We start from the raw sequence: 19,827 nt of genomic DNA on the forward strand, positions 1-19,827 counted from the left end.
CTGCGGTGACCATTTTGTGCCGCCTGAGTCTTTTGCTTGGTCCCGCGGCTCTGGTCATGCCGTGTGCTGTAGGGGCTTCGTGAGCCTGCCGATTTTGTTATGGTCGGGTCAGATTCAGCAGGAGACGGCGCATGTTTGACGTGCCGGCATCATCCCAAAGCGCCGTGTCCGGAATCCAGGCAGAGGATTACAACGCGGTCCGTCGGCAGAGCATGCGCTTAGTCGCTGAACTGTCGGCTGAAGACTGTGCGCTGCAAAGCATGCCGGACGTGTCGCCCGCCAAATGGCATTTGGCTCACACCACATGGTTTTTTGAGACTTTTATCCTGCTGCCAAAGCTGCCGGGGTATAGCGCCTTCCACCCGCAGTTTAACTACCTGTTCAACTCCTACTACGAAGCTGTGGGCCCGCGGCATGCGCGACCGCAGCGGGGCTTGCTCTCACGCCCCAGCCTGGAGCAGGTGTTGGAGTATCGCCGCTATGTCGATGGCGCCATGCAGCAATGGTTGGCGCAGTGCTGCGCCGATGATTGGCCCTTGCTGCGTTTGGGCTTGGCGCATGAGCAGCAGCACCAGGAGTTAATGCTGACCGACATCAAACATGTGTTGGCGCAGAACCCTCTGCAACCAGCTTATGCGCCGCCGGCCGACTCTGCGCCCCAGCCTAGCCTGCCAGCTGCGCGGTGGTTGGAGCAGGGCGAGGGTCTGCACCTCATTGGTGTGAGCGAACCCGATGGGTTTTGCTTCGATAACGAAGGACCGGCTCACCGTGTTTGGTTAAACGCCTACGCGCTAGCATCCAGGCCGGTGAGTCAAGGGGAATGGCTGGAGTTCATGGCGGATGGTGGCTACACCACCGCTAATTTATGGTTGTCGGACGGCTGGGCCTGGGTGCAGGCTGGCACGCGTCGCGCTCCACTGTATTGGTATCAGGATCAGGGTGAGTGGTGGCAGTTCACTTTGCATGGTGCGCAGCGCGTCAACCCCGATCGGCCGGTGGCACATCTGAGCTTTTATGAAGCAGCGGCCTACGCTCTCTGGGCGGGAGCGCGGTTGCCGACGGAAGCCGAGTGGGAGGTGCTCGCAGCTCAGATCCTGCCCGCAGGAACCCTGCCGGGAGCTCCCTGTGATTCCGACTTCGAGAGTCAGTATGTGGCTGCGACCGCCTCATCGGATTGGCACGGCGGCGTATGGGAGTGGACCGCGTCCAGCTATGCTCCATACCCCGGTTTTCGCCCTCCGTCGGGGGCGCTGGGCGAATACAACGCGAAATTTATGGCTAGCCAAATGGTGCTGCGCGGGGCCTCCAGAGCGACACCGGCCGGGCATAGCCGGGTGAGCTATCGCAATTTCTTTTACCCAGCACTGCAGTGGCAGTTCAGCGGATTGAGGTTGGCACGTGACATCTAATTCTTCAGCAAGCGCGGCCTACGATATTGCGCCGCGTCACGATGCAGCCCTCACTGCGGACATTGTCCGTGGCTTGCAGGCGGACCCGCCCAGGCTGGCGAGTAAATATTTTTACGACGCAAGAGGAGCGCGACTGTTTGAGCGCATCTGTACCTTGCCCGAGTATTACCCCACCCGCTGTGAGCTAGAGATCCTCGAAGGCCAAGCCCTGGACATGGCGGCAGAACTCGGCGCCGGTATCGAAGTGGTGGAGCCGGGTAGCGGTGAGGGGGTGAAGATTCGTCATCTGCTGCGCGCTCTGGATGCACCGCATAGCTACCGGCCCATGGACGTCGCCGCAGAGCAATTACATGAGGCCGCCAAAACCTTGGCTGCGGACTTCCCAAATCTCAGGATCAATCCTGTGGTTGGGGATTTTACCGCTGCGCTGAATCTAAAGCCCGTTGATCACCCGCGGCTATTCTTTTTTCCGGGCTCGACCATTGGGAATTTTCCGCCACTTCAGGCGCAGGCCTTGCTTAAGCGCTGGGCAGATATGGCGGGCACCCAAGGCTATCTGCTCATTGGAGTGGATCTACGCAAAGACCCCGATGTTCTGCATGCCGCTTATAACGATAGCCAGGGCATCACCGCCGCGTTTAACCGCAACATTCTGGCCCACGTCAACCGCTTGACTGGAGCGGACTTTGTGCCTGAATCCTGGGAGCATGAGGCCTTCTATTTGCCTGAGGAAGGGCAAATACAAATGTGGCTGCGTAGTGCCAGCGCCCAGAAGGTGCGGTTCCCTGGGCATGCGCCTCTGACATTTGCTGCTGGCCAGGGAATACGCACCGAGTACTCCTGCAAATACGATGTGGCCGAGTTCTCTAGGCTGGCAGAAGGGGCAAATTGGCAACTGCAGAAGGTATGGACCGACTCTCAGGATTACTTCAGTTTGCAGTTGTATCGTCGGGCAAGCTGATACTTCCACGCAAATACAGCCTACAGTCGCCGCTGAGCAATACTCGGCTGCGCTGGGCATCTTTCCAGCTCAGCTCCAGCTCACCGCCACGTGCTGATAGCTGGCGGGCGTGCAGTTGCTCCTTGTGCAGCCGCGCCGACCAATACGGGAACAGGTCACAGTGCGCGGATCCGGTCACCGGATCTTCGTCAATGCCGTAGGCCGGAACGAAGTAACGGCTGACGAAATCGACGCTGCTCCCTGGCGCGGTAGCGATGACCCCATGGGGCCCAATACGGGTGAGTGGCTCCATGACTGGCTGTAATTGATGAACATCCGATTCCTGGGCGTAGACGCATATCCAATTCGCGCCACACAGAATCTGCTCGGGTTCGTGGTTCAGCCCTTGCAGCAAAGCGGGGGGTGGGGTGGCCGGCTGACTGGGGCGTGCCGGTAAGTCGATTTGAACACGTCCTCCTGGAGCAGCTTGGGCGTGTAACATGCCGCTGCGAGTGCTAAAGCTGATACTCGGTGCTTTCCAGCCCAGTTCATGCTGCAGCAGCCACGCCGTGGCTAGCGTTGCATGGCCGCAAAGCTCGACCTCAGATTGCGGGGTAAACCAACACAGCTGAAAATCGGCGGTGCCGGAATCCGGCCAGAAAAAGGCGGTTTCGGAGAGGTTGTTCTCAGCCGCAATGCGCTGCATCAGCTCGGCATCCAGGGCTTGGCTGAGCGGCACCACAGCAGCGGGATTGCCCGCGAAAAGGGTGGAGGTGAAGGCGTCTATCTGGAACAGGCTTGGCATGGGCTTATGCTCCCATGCATGCTCGGATACTGCCAACTCCCCAGGGCCTTGGACCTGGCAAATGGCATTGCAATGCCGGTTCTTTAGGCAGTGCTGCAAGCGTTGTTTGCACAGTGGCACTATGGCCCCTGAAGACCTCAGCTTGAGAGGAAGCCAAGATGACCTCGCGCCTAGGTGCTCCTGCAGTCTTGAATAAGATGGCCGCTCTCTTCCTGGACCGATCCGCTAGGGCTGTTCACCGGGTGTTCAAGGTAATGGCCTTGTCGGTGCTGCTGGCTATTTACAGCGGCTGCGCTGGTGGCGCCCAGCCATCCACCCACCAGGACTGGCTGGCGCCGACGGCGCAGCACTTGAGCTGGCAGCCTTGGGCCGATGTGCCTGATGCCCGTTCCCTGGCCCTGGGGCCCAATGGACATGTGTTCGTGGGCAATCGGCGAAAAAACAAAGTGTGGGTACTGCGCGATGCTAATGCCGATGGGCAGGCAGAGCAGCGCCAGGTTTTACTCGACGATCTGGATATGCCCAACGGCATTGCCGTACTCGGTGATGATTTATTTGTAGCCACATTACGCCATGTGTGGCGTTACCCGGGTTTGGCCGCAAACCCGCAGGCAAATGTCGAAGCTCAGGCCATTCGGCAGTTACCGTCCGAGCGTCATCATGGTTGGCGCTATTTGGCTGCCGGGCCTCAGGGATGGCTTTATCTGAGTATTGGAGCGCCCTGCAATGTGTGTCTGGAGCCTGGCTTTGCTCGCATCGAGCGTTTTCAAGCGGATGGCAGCCATGTTGAGCTCGTTGCGGATGGCGTTCGTAACTCGGTAGGCCTGGCGTGGGACGACGCCGGTCGCCTGTGGTTCAGCGACAATGGGCGCGATTGGATGGGGGACGACCAACCGCCCTGTGAACTCAACCTACTCACGAAACCGGGCACCCACTTTGGATTTCCTTTTTGTCATGGAGGACAGGTACCGGACCCCAAATTCAACTCCCGTCCATGTCGCCAGTTCACCGCTCCGGCCTTGGCATTGCAGGCCCACGTGGCGCCGTTGGGCTTGGCTTTTCTGAACGCCGGTGATTTGGGTTTGGAAGGCCCCGGCTTGGTGGTTGCTGAGCATGGCTCCTGGAATCGAAGTACCAAGGTGGGCTACAGACTCATGTTGGCCACCCTAGAGCAGGGCGAGGTGCATGATTACAAACCTCTGGTTGAGGGATTCTTGCACCAGGATCGAGTCTTGGGCCGCCCTGTGGATGTGCTCCGCTTGTCTAGCTCGTCATTGCTCGTGTCAGATGATCATGCTGGACGGATTTGGATATTGAGCCAGACCCAAAGCTCAGTGCAGAGCTCAGACACCGCGGCACACTGAGCGGCATGGCACTACGAGCTCCGGTATGCTCCGGCATGCCAGGGGCGAGTGATTGCACCACAACGCAGCCTTAGTCATTTGGCATTTCGATTGTTCCAAGGATTGTCATGAATCAGTTCCAGCTGCTGCGCCAGCGACGTTTCGGGCCCTTTTTCGGGGTGCAGTTTCTGGGGGCATTCAATGACAATGTGTATCGCAATGCCTTAATTATTCTGATTGCCTTTGAACTCGCTCGTACCGGGGGAGATGCCAGCTCTCACATCATGGTGAATGCGGCCGCGGGTTTATTCATTTTGCCCTTCTTCTTATTTTCGGCCACTGCAGGGCAAATCGCAGACCGTTATGAAAAAGCTTGGCTGATTCGGCGCATCAAGTTTCTTGAGCTTGTCATCATGTCTTTGGCAGCGGTTGCCCTGCTGCTCAAGTCCTTATGGGTGCTTATTGCCTTGCTGTTTTTGATGGGAATGCAGTCCAGCATTTTTGGGCCGGTGAAGTACGCCATCCTGCCGCAGCATCTGGATAAAGATGAGCTGGTCGGCGGGAATGGCATGGTTGAGATGGGGACGTTTTTGGCGATTTTGCTAGGCACGGTGGTCGGTGGGCTGCTCATTGCCATAAGCGGCTACGGCCCCTTGTTGGTGGCCATAGCCGTCGTCGCGATCGCCTTAGCTGGATGGTGGGTGGCGCAGGGCGTACCCACGGCGAGCGCAGCTGCCCCAGAGCTTCGCATCCGTTGGAATATCCTCGCAGCGACCTGGGCGAACTTGGGTTTGTTATGGCGCGACCCGGTGCAGTGGCTGACTGCCCTGGGTATTAGCTGGTTTTGGTTTTATGGCTCGACCTTACTCACCCAAATCCCGAACTTTACGCGGCTGAGTTTGAGCTCGAATGCACAGGTCGTGACGCTGTTGCTGACCACCTTTTCCCTAGGGATCGGTCTGGGGTCTTTGTTGGTTGAGGGCTTATCGCGCCGCCAAATTGTCCCGTGGGTTTGTCTACTCGGAGGGCTGGGTATGCTCGGCTTCGGCAGCTGGCTACCCTGGCTGGCGAATGATTTTCCGGCGGCTGAGAGCCTGCGGACTGCGTCTGAGTTCATCGCAGTTGGCGGCTGGCCCATTTTGGCGGGGGTGCTCGGCTTAGGCATCGCCGGCGGTTTATACATCGTGCCCTTATTTGCATTGGTGCAGCGGCGCGCCCAGCTGGAGCACCGCGCTCAGGTCATTGCTGGGGTGAATATCCTCAACGCCCTGTTCATGGTGGCCTCAGCCCTCATCTCTGGCGCTTTACTGGGTAGTGGTTGGAGTATTCCGGAGTTGTTCGGCTTGGTCGCCGCGATTCATGCGTTGGTGCTGCTGGGGTTGGCCTGGGCGCTTAAGGCTCAACTGGGTAGTTGGGCTGCTGTTCCAGAAACGCAGTTGTCCTAAACTCCGGTGCTTCCGGACTGAGGGTGATTCAGCAGGGCCTCGTGATTAGGCTAAGCCACCACGCTTAAAAATGAGCTTGTCTGTGGTGGTCGCGTCGCTCTTTCAGCCTAGGCTGCTGCCGCGTAGTCAAGGGGACTTAAAACGACGCTGCTTGGACAGCTTCTCAAGCCCCCGAGGGCGCAACAGCTGCAGATGTGTGCTCGACGATCCCCATTTGATTGTTATTCCATCACATTGACGGATCGTTGACGGTCCAACGGAAATAGTTGAGCTCCGTATTTACATGGAGTCAAGACTATGACGCAGTTCCTACGCCGTCTGGTTCCGGTCTTGCTGCTGGGTTTGTGTTTAGCCGGTGCGCAGGCTCGCGCTGCGACGGCCACTGGTTCGATGGTTGTGAGCGCAACGGTTTTATCGACCTGTTTAGTCGCCGTTTTGCCCATGGCCTTTGGCAACTACGACGCTACCGAAAACGATGCGCAAGCCGATGTCACCGTCACCTGCACCGGAACCACGCCTTGGACCCTGGATATTGATGGTGGGGGCAGCGGCAGCATCAGTGCTAGAGAAATGACAGACGGCGGGAGTGAAACGCTGGGCTACCAGCTTTACACCGACGCTGGGCGCACAACAGTTTTTGGTGACGGCGTAACAGGAGACACTGTTGCCGGAACGGGGACGGGTTTGGCTCAAACCGTGACTGTGTACGGGCGCGTGCCGGCCAGTCAGTTTCCTGCAGCCGGTGCCTACACCGATACCGTCACTGTGACGCTGACCTACTAGCCATGTTGCCCCTGGGCAGAGGCTTTTTCGCCGTCGCTGCGCTGCTCACCGCTACCGGCGCGGTTCAAGCGGCCGACCTGCGTATCAGTCCGACCCGCTTGGGCTTTACAGCACAGCAAACCGTGCAAACCCTGACTTTGAGTAACCCAGGTGCGACTCCTGTGTTGGTGGAAACAGCAGCATTTGATTGGGCGACATCCCCGAAGTCGCTCAAAGCCACACGAGATTTGATTGTGTCGCCGCCCATCGTTGAAGTTCCGCCGCAGGGGCAGGTACAGCTACGCATCGGTTTCCGGCCCAGTTCGCCGCCGCAAGGCGTTTGCGAGCTCAGTTACCGGTTGTGGGTCACCGAAGTGCTTCGCGCCCAGCAGGCTCAAGCTCCTTTGCGGCTGCGCACGCGAATCAGCCTGCCCGTTTTTCGGCAGGTTGGAGTGGGCTGCAAGCCTGAGCTCACATGGTCATGGAGCCCGGGACAGGTTGAGCTGAGTAACCAGGGCAATGGACATGCGCAACTACAAGAGCTGCTACTCGTGGATCATCGCCAGCAATGGCGGCTGCAGGCACCGCCTCTAGGCTATTTGCTGCCTGGCGAGCAATGGCAGCTGCGTTTGCCCGAGGACTGGCGTCCCGATGCACAGGGCAAACCGGTGCTGCGTGCGCAATCCCGACAAGGGGCTGTAGAGGCGCAGCTGATTACCGCACCTTAGGGCAATGCCGTGCGTCTCTCTGGCGGGGTGCTACTGGTGACCCTCATTCTGGCTGCTTCTAAGTCGTGGGCCTGTCCTGGTGGGGACTGCATCGGGGGCGACCCCACATGGGTGGAATTAGACCTCAACGGGCAGGCTTTAGGCTACGCACTGGTGCGCCGCTTCTCCCAACGCACGGGACTTTGGCTGGAAAGTAGTGCGGTTCAGGCTCAGCGGCAATTGTCTGATTTAGTCGGTGTGGTGCGCATGAGTGATGACGTGAGTTGGTCGTCATTGGAGTCCATGACGCCACTGACGTACAGCCTGGAGGGGGAACGGTTGCGACTGCAGCTTCCGGTTCAGGCTTTCGATGCCCAAAGTCTCAGTGCCGGGCCTACACCGCAAAGTATTCCCCCCCAGCGCGGGCAGGGGTGGGTGTTGCACTACGACAGTAATGTGAACTGGCAGGACTTTGGGCAAGGTCAAAGCACGGCCTCAACCTTGTTGGACCTTCAGCGTTTCCATCCTTTGGGCGTATTCAGGCATCAGCAGTTGCTGCAGTTTGCCGAGCAAAGCCAGACGACGCGACTACAAAGTCAGTGGGTGCAGGAGCTATGGTCCAAGCAAAGCCTATTGACGGTGGGCGACCACCTAAGCGCTGCCGATGCCTTTGGACGCCAGTATCAACTTGGCGGTGTTCAGCTACGAAGAGCTTTAGAATTTACCCCCCTTAGATTGACCTTCCCCATCCCAGTGTTAGAGGGGCGGGCGGAATTGCCTTCCACCGTAGACCTCATCATCGACGGTGTACGTCAGCGCCAGTATCAAGTGCAGCCAGGCCCATTCGTAATCCGCGATGCGCCTCCGCTGAGTGGGAGTGGGCAGGCTCAGTTGCGGCTGCGCAATGCTTTGGGGGAAGAGGTTTTGCTCAATCGAGATCTGGTGATCTTCCCGCAGTTGCTGCGGGCAGGGCTTCTCGACTACAGCCTCAGTCTGGGGGCTTTGCGTCAGGATGTGCTGCAGCAAAGCTTCGCATATTCAGGTCGACTGTTCGCGGCCAGCGCTCGCTACGCCTGGAGCAACACTCTGAACCTCTCGGCAACAGTGCATGCGCGTGAAAATGACCATAACTGGAATACAGGGCTGCTGATGCGACTTCCAGTACTGCCGGTATTGGCGCAGGCGGGTTGGGGGGGCTTCAACGAGGATGACCAGCGGGGCGATCTCATCAATTGGGGCTTGAACATGCAATACAGAAGCGTGCGCGCAAGTTGGTTGCAAGAGCAGCTACGTTTGCGCGAGCCAGGGCAAGCCGAACTGCCGTATCGCCGCCAGCAACGCGGACAGCTGAGCTGGCGACGCGGATTGTGGAATGTGGGTGCAAGCTGGTTGCAGCGCGAATTCGTGAATCAGCCTCGCTTTCGCCGTCTAGGCCTGCGTACCGCGTGGACCTTACCCGGCGCCGCCGGTCAAATGTTATTCGAAGTCTTTGCGACCCAGGACGGTGATGCGGCCAGTGATGTGGGCGGGCGTTTGCAGTGGATTTGGTCTCCACGCGCTCACCGCTTTGTCTCGAGCTTTGTGCAAGATGACGGACAGGCTTCCGTGCTCTGGCAGCAGCAAAGGCCGAGTGAGTTAGGCCTCAACTGGGGGGCGCAAGCCCAGCGTGATAGCCAGGGAGATGCCACTGTGGCCGTCCAGGCCGACCTCAACTCCAGTCGCTGGAGTTGGCGTGGTGGGTGGCGGGAAACGGCCGGTGGCCGCAATGTGAATATGGGCCTGCGCGGCAGTGTGGCCTGGGTGGGCCAGCGTCCGGTTATGGGGCGTAACCTCGGGCAAGCTTTTGCCGTTGTAGATCTGGGCGGCCTGTCCGAGGTATTGGTGTACCGAGACAATCAACCGGTGGCGCGTAGCGACCGGCGTGGCTTGGCATTGGTGGCGAATCTGAGGCCATATGAACCCAATCGTATTCATATCGATGCGGCAGCGATTCCCTTGGATCGTAGCTTGGCGGCGAGCACCCAGACTCTGCGCCCAGCACGTACAGCGGGTTTGCTGGTGGATTTTGCCCCCGCGCAGCTGCGCAGCTTGCTCTTCAAGGTTGTTTATAAACCGGGTGCCGTAGTGGCGCCGGCTGGGGCCGAAGTGTGGCTAGACGGAGTTCGCCAGCCCGCAGGTTATTTGGGCAGTGCTGGCCAAGCCTATGCGGAGCTACCTGCAGGTTGGCAAGGGGGAGCGCAGCTGCGCTGGCCGCAGGGCGAATGTGAGTTGGTTTGGCCGCCTCTGCCAGCGACAAAGCCTGACCACAACCTCGGAGATGTGCTGTGTCGCTGAGAATATCCCTCGTAACTATCAGTTTGTATTGCAGCCTCTATTGCGGAGCCGTGCAGGCTCAGGTTGGTTGCGGATTGGGCACTGTCACCTGTGCGGTCACCACATCAGGGCTGAGTTTCGGTAGCGCTTATGCGCCTTTTTCTGGCTCACCTGCCGACGCCGTGGCCGATGTGGATTTAACCTGCACCTTAGTGGGACTGCTTTCGGTATGCACGATCCCCTATAGCATTGAATTCGATACCGGAGGCAGCGGCAGTTACTCGGCTCGGGAAATGTCCAGCCTGGGTGATGTGCTGCAGTACAACCTCTACACCGACCCTGCGCGCAGCATTGTCTGGGGCGACGGAACGGGTGCCACTGGCACAGTGAGCGGAAGCGTGGACTTCAGTGCGCTTCTGGGCGCTGTACGCTCGGCCAATCATCCAGCCTACGGTCGTATCCCGGCGAATCAAGCGGTGGATGAAGGAGTCTATGCCGACACCCTCACGGTGACGGTGACCTACTGATCAGCGGCCAGTGGCGCGGTAGAGGCAGGGCGCGGCCGTTTGCGGAAGCGATGGACGCCATCCGCGGCGTATAGGGCCAAGGCTGTCCAAATGAGTGCGAAGCCCAGCAGACGGGAGCGGCTAAAGCTCTCTCCATAGATCGCGACGCCAATCAATAGCTGCAGGGTCGGGCCAATGTATTGCAACAGCCCCACGGTGGAGTAGTTAATACGTTGGGCACCATAGGCGAAGAGAATCAGAGGGATGGCTGTCACACCCCCGCCCAGGATGAGCAGGCCACTTTGCCACTGGGCGACTTGGCCGAACTCCAATGTGCCTTGGCTCCAAAGCGCACAGATCGTCACCAGGGCAATCGGAGCCAGCATGCTGGCCTCAATTCCCAGGCCGGTGACAGAGCCCACCGGGGTGACCTTTCGCAGCAGGCCATAAATGGCAAAGCTGCTGGCGAGGCACAGCGCAATCCAAGGCGGGCGCCCATAATCGATTGTGAGCCAAGTGACGCCTATGGCGGCGAGCCCCACCGCCAACCATTGCACCCGGTTGAGGCGTTCGCCCAAGATCAGGGTGCCCAGCATGATATTGACGATGGGGTTGATGAAGTAGCCTAGGCTGGCCTCAACGATATGGCCATTGTTGACCGACCAGATATACAACCACCAGTTGGCGCCAATAAAGAGGCTGGATAGCAATAAGTTGCGGCGTGTCCGTGGCTGGCTCAGGGCTTGCCGCCACCAGTAGCGCCCCTGGCTAATGAACAGCCAGCCGCCCACAAATAGGCAACACCAAATCAGGCGATGCGCCATGATTTCTAAGGCGGGTACCGCTTGCAGCTGACGCCAATACAAGGGGAACAGGCCCCAGAGAGTAAAGGCGCCGGCAGCGGCTAACAGGCCGCGGCTGTGGGGGCTCAGAGGCATGGTGCTTGTGCCCGGCTAGGACCGTTGGGCAAGGGCTTCTAGCGCTGTGCCCGTTAAGCGCCAGGTGGTCCATTCGTCTTGAGCTTGAGCGCCCATGCGTTGATAGAAATCAATGGCGGGCCGATTCCAATCCAGCACGCTCCATTCCATGCGCCCGCAGCCGCGTTCACGGGCCAGCCCTGCGACGCTGCGAAACAAAGCGCTGCCAACACCATGCCCGCGATGGTCTGGCTTCACATAAAGATCCTCCAACCAGATCCCGGGCTTGGCGAGAAAGGTGGAGTAGTTGGGAAAGAACAAGGCAAAGCCGACCACAGTCTCATCATGCGACTGAGCCAGGATGACTTCGGCAGCTGGCGCGGGCCCAAACAAGGTTTGTTCCAAGGCGGCTGTGGTGGCGCGCACCGCTCCAGCCATGCGCTCATAGGTGGCGAGCTCTTGAATAAGGGCTAAGATCGCCGCGCAGTCTTCTGGCTCGGCGGCGCGTAATTGGTAACGGGGTTCGCTCACTGCAGGTGCTCCGCGAAGGGGGTGATCAATGCTGCGCTAGGTTTCGCACGCGCGCGATGTGCACAATGCGCCGGCGCATTGCATGCAGACCCATGATCGCCGAGTGTCCACGCAGGCCTGGGCGCCGGAGCAGTCGAACCCGCGCCAAGCTGCAGCGGCGGGAGGGATGACGGCAATCATTGAGGACTCTGAATTCGGTTGAAACTGTAGCTCCATGGGCGAGGCGCATTGTGACAGAACCGGCACCATCCCATAATCAGGGCATGGAAAAACTGGCCATACAGCCTCTTTACCGCGCGCTGGTTGAAAACGCGCAGGACGTATTAGGCGTGCTGACCCCTCAAGGCGTGGTGGTAACTGCGAGCCCGGCGCTACGCCGGGTACTACAACTGCACCCAGAACGACTGCAGGGACGCCACTGGGTAGACCGCGTTCACCCGGATGATCGCGCTGCCTACCGCCGCTGGCTTGATGCCTGCGCCGACGGCGATAGTCACCAAAGTTTGCAGGTGCGTGCCGGCCGCCCCGGCTTTTGGCGGACTCTGGTGATGTCCGGAGTGCGGGTGCATGAGGATGCCTACACAGACCGCATTGTCTTTTCGGCGCGTGACGCCACCGAAGAGGTTGCCGCCACCGCAGCGCTGGCAGAGCGCGAAGCGCGCTTTCGCAGTGCCTTTCATGACGCCCCCATCGGCAAAGTGCTGTTGGATGCCCAGGGGCACATCCTGGACGCCAACCGCAGCTTTGCAGAGTTGGTGAACCGCTGGGCGAGCGAGCTGGAGGGTTTGGTTTTCCTTGAGCTATTAGCGGGTAGCCAGGGCTTTGATGAAATTGAACGCGGCTGGGAGCAGCTGCGTACAGGAGAGACTCCGGCTGAATTGCCGCTGAGCTATGACCGTCGCGGCCGCATGGTGCATTTGCGCATCACCTTCGCCCTGGTTGGGGCGGAAGGTGAGGCCTTCGCGATGGCGCAGATACTGGACCTGACAGCGCGCATTGAGGCCGAGAGAGCTCTGGAGCGCAATTTGGTGCAGCTGCGTCAGAGCCACGAGCGACTCCATGACATGGCCTGGATGGCTAGCCATGATCTGAAGGAGCCACTGCGCGGACTCGTGGGCAGTCTGCAGCTCATCGTGCGTCGGCATAAAGATGTGCTCAGTGAGACTGAGCGCAGCACTGCGCAGCAGGCAGTGGATCAGGCCAAACGTCTGCGCGCGCGCCTGGATGAGTTAGAAACGCAAGTCAGTGCCATGCAAGAGACGGCAGCGCCGCAGGAAATGCTGGCTTTAGATGCGATCGTCGATGAATGGCAAGACGTTCACAGTCCAGATTTGCAGTCCCTGGGGGTGGCCTTAGACCGTACAGAACTGCCACAGGTACGCGGCCAGGCCCGGCTTGGGGCCACTTTACAATCCTTATTAGATCAGTGTCTGGCCTGGATTCAGTCCGGCCAGATGCGGGGTGACCTGCGTATTCGTGGCAGTTGGTCCGGTGGGCACTGGCTGATTCGCGTCAGCGCTTTGGCCGAGCCCCTGGAGCAGCCACAAGCGTGGTTGGAGCCGGGCGGCAGCTTATTCAGCCTGCGCAGCGAAGCCCAGGAACGCGGCGCGGATCTGTTGTTGGAGCAGCCCGGTGAGGAGCGTTGTTTAAGTCTGCGCTTTCGTCCCGACTGAGGTCGCAAGGCAGGCCGACGCCGATTGCCCGATAATAGCGAGCTTGGAATTGCTGGCCTGGCCTAGCAAGTCTAATTTTCTTTCGCCTATGACCCTGAAGGTTGAGGCCTTCGATCCGTCATGGCGATCCCTACTTTTGCCTTGATTTACGAGGGAGCGTCGTTCTATGAAACAGCCCGTGCGCGTAGCCATCACCGGTGGCGCTGGTCAAATTGCTTATTCCCTGGCTTTCCGTATTGCTTCTGGAAGCATGTTGGGTCCGGACCAGCCGGTTATCTTGCAGTTGCTGGAAATTCCCCCGGCCATGGGTGCGCTGGAAGGCGTTGTGATGGAGCTCAAAGACTGCGCCTTCCCACTGGTCGCTGACATTGTGGCCACCGATGATCCCAATGTGGCCTTTAAGGATGCCGACTTTGCCTTGCTGGTTGGCGCGCGTCCTCGTGGCCCCGGTATGGAGCGCAAAGACTTGCTCGAAGCCAATGCGGCCATTTTCTCGGTGCAGGGTAAGGCTCTGAACGACCACGCTAGCCGAGATGTGAAAGTCTTGGTGGTGGGTAACCCAGCCAATACCAATGCCCTGATTGCTCGCGAAAATGCACCAGACTTGGATCCTCGCCAATTCACCGCAATGACGCGCCTGGACCACAACCGTGCCTTGGCCCAGTTGGCTGATAAGACCGGCAGCAGCGTCAACGATATTCAAAACATGGTGATTTGGGGCAACCACAGCTCCACGCAGTATCCCGACCTGCACAAAACCACGGTCAAAGGCCAAGCGGCGCTGGAACTGGTTGACCAAGACTGGTACGCCGACACCTTTATTCCTACCGTGCAGCAGCGCGGCGCGGCCATTATCAAAGCCCGTGGAGCATCGTCGGCAGCCTCTGCAGCCTCTGCTGCTGTTGATCACATGCGTGACTGGGCACTGGGCAGCAATGGTCAGTGGGTGAGCATGGCCGTGGCCTCTGATGGTTCCTACGACATTCCCGAAGGTGTGGTCTACAGCTACCCGTGTGTGTGCGAGGGTGGGAACTACACCATTGTGCAGGGTGTGGACGTCAATGACTTCAGCCGTGCACGGATGGATGCCACCAACACCGAGTTGCGCGAAGAGCGCGCTGCAGTGGAGCACCTCTTCCCTAAGGGCTAAACGCATCAGGTCTTTATCGATAAGACCTGGGCCTTACAAAGAAAGCTCGCGGCCGGTAGACGGTCGCGAGCTTTTTTTGGTTCATCGCACTTTGGCGGGACATGAGTTTAGGTCTGCCGAACTTGATGGCTTGAGTATCTGTCCTCGTCGTAGGTCATCAGATGGGCACTAGCCAGTTCTGCAGATAAAAGACAGAACGTCGTTGCTGCGCTCGCAGGCGTGGGGCGTATTGGTCACTTAGCGCCGTTCGTTCCTCGCGCCGCTGCGCGGTGCCCTCCGGCGTCTTGCGCTTTGTGTGGCCGGCTTGACGCGACGTCGTGTCGCGGCAAGCCTCAATCGGCCGTCCATGGCCGATTGACCACAGCCGCTGCAAGACGCCTACGGCGCTCCGAAATACGGCCCTAAGGGACCAACACACCCCACCTGCCACCACCGGCTCTTCGAAGAGCCTCATCCTCAGATGCTTGATGTCGGGCAAGATCGAGCCTAGTGAGGCCAGACGGAGCTGCCGAACAAAGATCATCGGATCAATCCACACTGTTCCGCGAAGAACGTTTTTTTTGCTTGGCCAAGAGTGTGAAGTTCTGCCAGCCCCACAGTGCGGGGGCGAGTCAGAACTTGGCTGGGGTCAGGCCGAGCTATGTGCTACCCCACCAGCGATCCCAGGTCGCCGGCGTAGCCGTTGACGGCCAAGTGTTGGATGCGCGCGGCGAGCTCCCCCAGGTTGGAATCCAGCACAATGCGCTTAATCTCCAAGATGCTCGAGGGATGCATGGAGTATTCGCGTAAACCCAATGCGAGTAGCAACCGCGTATAGCGCGCATCACCTGCCATCTCCCCACACATGGACACGGGAATGCCAGCGCTGTGGCCGGCTTCAATGGTCATGGCAATCAATTGCAGCACGGCCGGGTGGAGTGGGTCGTAGAGATAATTGACCTCATCATCCACGCGGTCGATGGCCAGGGTGTACTGAATCAGGTCATTGGTACCAATGGAAAAGAAATCGCAATGCTGGGCGAGTTGATGCGCTGCCAAAGCGGCAGCGGGGACCTCGATCATGGCGCCTACGGCGATGTCCTTATCGAACTTCACATCGCGTGCTGCTAATTCCTGCATAACCTCCTGAATCAACGCCCGGGAGCGGAGTAATTCGTCCACATTGGAGATCATCGGCAGCATCAATTTGATGGTCCCGTAGGCGGAAGCGCGGAGCAGGGCGCGGAGCTGCGTGCGAAACAGCTCTTCTTCCTTTAAGCACAGCCGGATGGCCCTTAAACCCAGTGCGGGGTTATTCGGTGTAGGCCCGGCAATTCGGCCCGAGTCCACTTGCTTATCTGCGCCTACATCCAAGGTGCGGATCGTGACTGGTCCCGATACCGCCTGAATCACGTTGACATAGGCCTCGAACTGCTCGGCTTCCGTTGGCAGCTCCGTGCGGTTCATGTACAGGAATTCTGTGCGATACAAGCCAACGCCAGTGGCGCCTACCCCATGCGCATGTGCGGTGTCGGCGGGCAGTTCGATATTGCATTGCAATGTAATTGGCGTGCCATCTTGGGTGACGGCGTCCACATCGCGCAGCTTGTCCAACATGCTGCGAAACCGCGCGTCGGCCGCTGCACGCTCTTCAAATTCCTGGCGTTCTTCCGGAGTGGGTAAGGCAATGGCTTCACCGGCCTGCCCATCCACCAGAATCAGCGCGCCCTCACTCACGGCAGACTCTGCACCGTGAACGCCGACGATCGCCGGAACCCCTAAGCTACGCGCAAGAATCGCTGTATGCGACAGCGGCCCACCAAACTCGGTAATAAAGCCGCCAATTCCTTGCTTTTGCAGCAAAATCACATCTGCGGGTGTGATGTCATCTGCGACCACCACGGGCGCAGCAGCTGAGTTTGGTAGGCCGGAGGGCGGAAGACCAGCATCGGCCTGGCTGAGCAAGCGTTGAATGCGCGCTACTACATGCTCGACATCGTCTTGGCGGCTACGCAGGTAGGCATCGTCCATGGCGTCGAAGACGGCTACCAGTTGCTCGCACTGCTGCTGTAAGGCCCATTCCGCATTGACCTGTTCTGCCTGGATCAGGTCGGTTACCGCAGACGAGAAAGCGCGGTCATCCAGCATCAACAGGTGAGCATCGATAAATGAAGCAATCTCTTTGGGAGTGTCCGCTGGAATGTCTTCACGAATAGCCGACAGCTGCTGACGCGCTGTTTCTCGCGCGGCGTTGTAGCGTGCGCACTCAGCTGTGAGTTCAGCGGGGGCCACATGCCGCTTCTCTACCGGTGCTGAGCGCCCGTGTAGCTTGTGCGCCGGGCCCATGGCAATGCCACGGGAGACGCCAATGCCCCGTAGCGCGATACTCATGCCTCTTCTCCGAATCGATCCTCCACCAGGGCTTGAATGGCATCCAGAGCCGCCTGGGCATCGCTGCCGTCGGCTTCCACCACCAATTCAGTACCCTGAGCTGCGGCGAGCATCAAAATGCCCATCATGCTCTTGGCATTCACCGAGCGCTTGGTGGTGCGCAAAGTAATGACGCTGTCGAAGTGCGACGCGGTTTGGACCAGGCGCGCGGCGGCGCGGGCATGCAGGCCAAGTTTGTTGCAGATGGTCAGTTCACGGCTGTGCGGGGAGGAACTCATACGGGGCGGGGCTCACAGGCGAGGATGCCGCGCTGGCCCCCTTCGACGGCAGCGGTGGCCAGATCATCGAGGGACAACTGCGGATAATTGTAGATTTTGAACAACATCGGTAGGTTCAGGCCGGCAACCACGCGGCTGTTCACACAGCCAGCAATATGGTTGGCGATATTGCTGGGAGTGGAGCCGAAGGCGTCGGTGAGTACCAGCACTCCTTGACCCTCATTCAGCTTTTTAATCAGTTGTTCACCCTGCACGATCAAAGGTTGAGTGTCGTTCACGCGCCGGACCTCCAGCACTTCAGTGCGTAGCGGCAGGTTTCCCAGCACCTCGGTTACGGTGTCGAGCAGGGTTTGGCTGAGCTTGCCATGGGTGACAAGTAAGACCGCAACACTCATTTCAAGGTAACTCCGTATGTCGCACGCTAACCATGGGGAAGTCGGCGCCGAGGGCTAGTGCGACTTCTTCTGCTAGAAAAACTGATCGGTGTTGGCCACCCGTGCAGCCAATGCCCACCGTCAGATAATGCCGATTCTGCGCGGCGTAATGGGGTATCCAGCGGCGCAAAAAATGGAGGATGTCCTCGCGCATTTGCATCACCTCGGGTTGGTCGCGCAGCCAGGCCTGCACCGCGGGGTCGCGGCCGGTGCCGCTCCGCAGCTCCGGCGCCCAATGGGGGTTTGGCAGGCAGCGTACGTCGAAAACCAAATCCAAACCCTTGGGCGCACCATGTTTGAAGCCAAAGGAGCGCACGACCGTGGCCAAATTCAGGCCGGGGCTATTGTCCGGACTCAGGGTGGTGCGGATCAGCTCCCGCAACTCGTGCAAGTTGGTATCGCTGGTATCCAGGGTGATATCGGCAATCTGCGCCACCGGGTCCAATAGTTGTTGCTCGGAGCGCAGTGCTTCGCCCAGATCATGATCTGGGCCGGTTAAGGGGTGCTTGCGCCGTGTTTCCGAGAAGCGGCGAATGAGTACATCAAAGGAGGCCGTCAGGTACAACAAGCGAACCGAGTGACTAGAGCGTGCTCGGGCTTGCTGTAAATACTCGGGAAAGGCGCGCACATCGTCGGCGCTGGCGCGCGCATCAATCCCCACAGCAATGCGCTGGTATCGCGCGTCGTTGCCGGCCAGGCTCGCCGGATCTAGGTTGGCGGCCAGGGCGAGCGGGAGATTATCGATACAAAAGTAATCCAGGTCTTCCAGCATATCCAGCGCCACTGATTTGCCGGCGCCGGATAGGCCAGAGACAAAGACGAGATCGAGTAATGGACTCACGGGGTCCTTTTCCATGCTTGCAGTCGCTCCGGTCCAAGCCGACAGCATAGCTCGATCACCGCGCTGTGGTTGGCCCCTGTGGGCAAATGCAAGGTGGGAATGGCATGGCCCAGAACCTCGGTGAACCGAAGTTCAGGGATGGTGCACTGGGGCGGGGAGTGCTGGAGTTCAACCAGCCAGCCGATGGTTTGAGCTTGTGCGGTCCAGGCTTTGGGGCCGAAAGCCTGCTGCACATCCACAATGCCAACGCCGCGCAGGGCGAGTTGCGGTTTGTGAGCAGACGGTGACTGCCCCTGCAATGCTTGGTGTTGGGAGCTTAAGATCACACAATCGTCAGCAACCAATCCATGCCCGCGCTCGAGCAGATGAAGACATTGCCAGCTCTTGCCAGCGCCGGGCTCACCACGCAACAAAACCCCTGTGCTGTGCACCCGGCAGAGACTGCCGTGAACGTCCACGCTATGTGTCTGGGACCGTCGCTATTAACCGCTTTAGTCGCCTACCGGCTTGGAAGCGAGTACCGCATAGAGCGACTCAGCATCGCTAGCTTCGCGCATTTTGCCGACCACACTATCATCCTGGCAAAGCTCGGCAATGGCCGCCAGAGTTTGCAGGTGAAGCTGGGTTGCTTCTTTGGGAACGATCAGCCCGAACAAGAGGTCGACGCCTTTGCGGTCAACGGATTCAAAGTCGATGGGGGCGGGAAGTTTGATGACTGCACCGACGGCTTGGTCCAGCCCGGAAATGCGGCCGTGTGGGATGCCTACACCCGAACCCAGGCCTGTGCTGCCAAGCTTTTCCCGGTTGACTAAAGCGGTGAAGATCTCCCGAGCGTCCAAATCCTCGGTGGCTTGGGCCAGGATATTGGCCAGCTCTTCCAGGGCCCGCTTCTTACTACTCACCTCGCTAGCGATGTGGACGGAGGAGGCTGAAATAATGTCTGCCAGTGTCATGTGTGTCTAAGGTCCCCAAAAACGAAAGCGGCGGGCTTACTGCCCGCCGCTGATGGATGTCTGCGCAAGCGCAGCTCCTATTGTACTAGTTGATCGGCTGCGGCTTTGATACCGCTGCGCGCGTGGTGGTCTTTGTGCCGCTCTTTGTACTTGGCGGTTTGCCGATCTAGTTTGTCCACGAGCTTATCGATGGCCGTATACATGTTCTCTGCGGTGGCGGCGGCGTGTAGATTCGCTCCGCGCGCATGTAGGGTGGCTTCGGCCTTGTGATGCTGGCGCTCAACCGTCAGCACAACGTTGGCGTCGATCATGTCATCGGAGTGGCGTTCAATACGACCTAGCTTGTCGATAACAAAGTTACGCAGCGGGTCGGTGAGGTCCACATGATGGCCCGTGATATTCAAATTCATACAAAGACTCCTCTCGGCAATCCTGATGTGCCCATGTTGT

General features: G+C 59.1%; 21 protein-coding genes. 10 read left to right on the forward strand and 11 right to left on the reverse strand.

Translation table 11 applies throughout. From position 1 onward, the window contains the following. Positions 1–131 precede the first annotated feature (131 nt). Together egtB and egtD are read left to right on the forward strand one after the other, a co-directional pair. Complete coding sequence (gene egtB / locus KI787_10935) at positions 132–1,409, forward strand: ergothioneine biosynthesis protein EgtB (GenBank protein MBV6630468.1); 1,278 nt, start codon at positions 132–134, stop codon at positions 1,407–1,409. Beyond that, entirely contained in the window at positions 1,399–2,370 is a 972-nt protein-coding gene (egtD, locus tag KI787_10940) for an L-histidine N(alpha)-methyltransferase (GenBank protein MBV6630469.1), read from the forward strand. The genes egtB and egtD overlap by 11 nt, the downstream gene beginning before the upstream one ends. Here egtD and KI787_10945 read toward each other — a convergent pair. Further along, on the reverse strand, positions 2,339–3,154 hold the full coding sequence (locus KI787_10945; protein ID MBV6630470.1) for a PhzF family phenazine biosynthesis protein: 816 nt from the start codon (positions 3,152–3,154) through the stop codon (positions 2,339–2,341). The two genes, egtD and KI787_10945, sit on opposite strands and share 32 nt — an antisense overlap. A gap of 158 nt (positions 3,155–3,312) precedes the next feature. On the opposite strand from KI787_10945, the gene KI787_10950 reads away from it, so the two are divergent. The 6 genes from KI787_10950 (at position 3,313) to KI787_10975 (ending at position 10,251) form a co-directional block, all read left to right on the forward strand. Continuing rightward, complete coding sequence (locus KI787_10950; GenBank protein MBV6630471.1) at positions 3,313–4,518, forward strand: sorbosone dehydrogenase family protein; 1,206 nt, start codon at positions 3,313–3,315, stop codon at positions 4,516–4,518. A gap of 107 nt (positions 4,519–4,625) precedes the next feature. Beyond that, positions 4,626–5,942, forward strand: a complete 1,317-nt coding sequence (locus tag KI787_10955; GenBank protein ID MBV6630472.1) for an MFS transporter — start codon at positions 4,626–4,628, stop codon at positions 5,940–5,942. Positions 5,943–6,239: 297 nt separating this feature from the next. Next, complete coding sequence (locus tag KI787_10960; protein MBV6630473.1) at positions 6,240–6,725, forward strand: spore coat U domain-containing protein; 486 nt, start codon at positions 6,240–6,242, stop codon at positions 6,723–6,725. A gap of 2 nt (positions 6,726–6,727) precedes the next feature. Further along, positions 6,728–7,432, forward strand: a complete 705-nt coding sequence (locus KI787_10965; GenBank protein MBV6630474.1) for a molecular chaperone — start codon at positions 6,728–6,730, stop codon at positions 7,430–7,432. 9 nt (positions 7,433–7,441) lie between these two features. Beyond that, positions 7,442–9,745, forward strand: coding sequence for a fimbrial biogenesis outer membrane usher protein (locus tag KI787_10970; protein ID MBV6630475.1), 2,304 nt, complete (start codon positions 7,442–7,444; stop codon positions 9,743–9,745). Next, on the forward strand, positions 9,736–10,251 hold the full coding sequence (locus KI787_10975; GenBank protein ID MBV6630476.1) for a spore coat protein U domain-containing protein: 516 nt from the start codon (positions 9,736–9,738) through the stop codon (positions 10,249–10,251). The genes KI787_10970 and KI787_10975 overlap by 10 nt, the downstream gene beginning before the upstream one ends. Here the strand turns inward: KI787_10975 and rarD are convergent. Together rarD and KI787_10985 are read right to left on the reverse strand one after the other, a co-directional pair. Next, the gene (rarD, locus tag KI787_10980; protein ID MBV6630477.1) at positions 10,245–11,168 is read right to left on the reverse strand and encodes an EamA family transporter RarD; all 924 of its coding nucleotides are present in this window, start codon (positions 11,166–11,168) and stop codon (positions 10,245–10,247) included. The genes KI787_10975 and rarD overlap by 7 nt on opposite strands. Positions 11,169–11,183: 15 nt before the next feature. Next, on the reverse strand, positions 11,184–11,585 hold the full coding sequence (locus KI787_10985) for a GNAT family N-acetyltransferase (GenBank protein ID MBV6630478.1): 402 nt from the start codon (positions 11,583–11,585) through the stop codon (positions 11,184–11,186). 323 nt (positions 11,586–11,908) lie between these two features. On the opposite strand from KI787_10985, the gene KI787_10990 reads away from it, so the two are divergent. Together KI787_10990 and KI787_10995 are read left to right on the forward strand one after the other, a co-directional pair. Further along, positions 11,909–13,351, forward strand: a complete 1,443-nt coding sequence (locus KI787_10990) for a PAS domain S-box protein (protein MBV6630479.1) — start codon at positions 11,909–11,911, stop codon at positions 13,349–13,351. A gap of 166 nt (positions 13,352–13,517) precedes the next feature. Beyond that, positions 13,518–14,501: a malate dehydrogenase gene (locus KI787_10995; protein ID MBV6630480.1), complete on the forward strand. Its 984-nt coding sequence runs from the start codon at positions 13,518–13,520 to the stop codon at positions 14,499–14,501. Between the two features lie 157 nt (positions 14,502–14,658). Here the strand turns inward: KI787_10995 and KI787_11000 are convergent, their stop codons facing one another. From KI787_11000 to raiA, 8 genes are all read right to left on the reverse strand, one after another. After that, the gene (locus tag KI787_11000) at positions 14,659–15,024 is read right to left on the reverse strand and encodes a hypothetical protein (GenBank protein ID MBV6630481.1); all 366 of its coding nucleotides are present in this window, start codon (positions 15,022–15,024) and stop codon (positions 14,659–14,661) included. A gap of 122 nt (positions 15,025–15,146) precedes the next feature. Beyond that, a complete protein-coding gene (gene ptsP / locus KI787_11005) occupies positions 15,147–16,871 on the reverse strand; it encodes a phosphoenolpyruvate--protein phosphotransferase (protein ID MBV6630482.1) in 1,725 nt (574 codons plus the stop codon). Next, positions 16,868–17,149, reverse strand: coding sequence for an HPr family phosphocarrier protein (locus KI787_11010; protein MBV6630483.1), 282 nt, complete (start codon positions 17,147–17,149; stop codon positions 16,868–16,870). Before KI787_11010 ends, ptsP begins: the two co-directional genes overlap by 4 nt. Then, positions 17,146–17,544, reverse strand: a complete 399-nt coding sequence (locus tag KI787_11015) for a PTS fructose transporter subunit IIA (protein ID MBV6630484.1) — start codon at positions 17,542–17,544, stop codon at positions 17,146–17,148. The genes KI787_11010 and KI787_11015 overlap by 4 nt, the downstream gene beginning before the upstream one ends. Before the next feature lies 1 nt (position 17,545). Further along, positions 17,546–18,439: an RNase adapter RapZ gene (gene rapZ, locus KI787_11020; protein MBV6630485.1), complete on the reverse strand. Its 894-nt coding sequence runs from the start codon at positions 18,437–18,439 to the stop codon at positions 17,546–17,548. Next, complete coding sequence (locus tag KI787_11025) at positions 18,421–18,882, reverse strand: hypothetical protein (GenBank protein MBV6630486.1); 462 nt, start codon at positions 18,880–18,882, stop codon at positions 18,421–18,423. Before KI787_11025 ends, rapZ begins: the two co-directional genes overlap by 19 nt. A 33-nt stretch (positions 18,883–18,915) precedes the next feature. Next, positions 18,916–19,377: a PTS IIA-like nitrogen regulatory protein PtsN gene (ptsN, locus tag KI787_11030; protein ID MBV6630487.1), complete on the reverse strand. Its 462-nt coding sequence runs from the start codon at positions 19,375–19,377 to the stop codon at positions 18,916–18,918. 77 nt (positions 19,378–19,454) lie between these two features. Next, positions 19,455–19,787 carry a ribosome-associated translation inhibitor RaiA gene (gene raiA / locus KI787_11035; GenBank protein ID MBV6630488.1) on the reverse strand — a complete coding sequence of 111 codons (333 nt, stop codon included), beginning with the start codon at positions 19,785–19,787 and terminating at the stop codon, positions 19,455–19,457. Positions 19,788–19,827 lie beyond the last annotated feature (40 nt).

It is taken from the genome of Oceanococcus sp. HetDA_MAG_MS8 (genome assembly GCA_019192445.1).
GTDB lineage: Bacteria > Pseudomonadota > Gammaproteobacteria > Nevskiales > Oceanococcaceae > MS8.

Coding starts and splice junctions, on each gene's coding strand:
- KI787_10950 (MBV6630471.1), top strand. CDS start 3,313: ATGACCTCGCGCCTAGGTGCTCCTGCAGTCTTGAATAAGATGGCCGCT.
- KI787_10960 (MBV6630473.1), top strand. CDS start 6,240: ATGACGCAGTTCCTACGCCGTCTGGTTCCGGTCTTGCTGCTGGGTTTG.
- KI787_10955 (MBV6630472.1), top strand. CDS start 4,626: ATGAATCAGTTCCAGCTGCTGCGCCAGCGACGTTTCGGGCCCTTTTTC.
- KI787_11000 (MBV6630481.1), bottom strand. CDS start 15,024: ATGATCTTTGTTCGGCAGCTCCGTCTGGCCTCACTAGGCTCGATCTTG.
- KI787_10995 (MBV6630480.1), top strand. CDS start 13,518: ATGAAACAGCCCGTGCGCGTAGCCATCACCGGTGGCGCTGGTCAAATT.
- ptsN (MBV6630487.1), bottom strand. CDS start 19,377: ATGACACTGGCAGACATTATTTCAGCCTCCTCCGTCCACATCGCTAGC.
- egtB (MBV6630468.1), top strand. CDS start 132: ATGTTTGACGTGCCGGCATCATCCCAAAGCGCCGTGTCCGGAATCCAG.
- raiA (MBV6630488.1), bottom strand. CDS start 19,787: ATGAATTTGAATATCACGGGCCATCATGTGGACCTCACCGACCCGCTG.
- KI787_10945 (MBV6630470.1), bottom strand. CDS start 3,154: ATGCCAAGCCTGTTCCAGATAGACGCCTTCACCTCCACCCTTTTCGCG.
- KI787_11010 (MBV6630483.1), bottom strand. CDS start 17,149: ATGAGTTCCTCCCCGCACAGCCGTGAACTGACCATCTGCAACAAACTT.
- KI787_11015 (MBV6630484.1), bottom strand. CDS start 17,544: ATGAGTGTTGCGGTCTTACTTGTCACCCATGGCAAGCTCAGCCAAACC.
- KI787_10985 (MBV6630478.1), bottom strand. CDS start 11,585: ATGGCTGGAGCGGTGCGCGCCACCACAGCCGCCTTGGAACAAACCTTG.
- ptsP (MBV6630482.1), bottom strand. CDS start 16,871: ATGAGTATCGCGCTACGGGGCATTGGCGTCTCCCGTGGCATTGCCATG.
- rapZ (MBV6630485.1), bottom strand. CDS start 18,439: ATGGAAAAGGACCCCGTGAGTCCATTACTCGATCTCGTCTTTGTCTCT.
- KI787_10965 (MBV6630474.1), top strand. CDS start 6,728: ATGTTGCCCCTGGGCAGAGGCTTTTTCGCCGTCGCTGCGCTGCTCACC.
- rarD (MBV6630477.1), bottom strand. CDS start 11,168: ATGCCTCTGAGCCCCCACAGCCGCGGCCTGTTAGCCGCTGCCGGCGCC.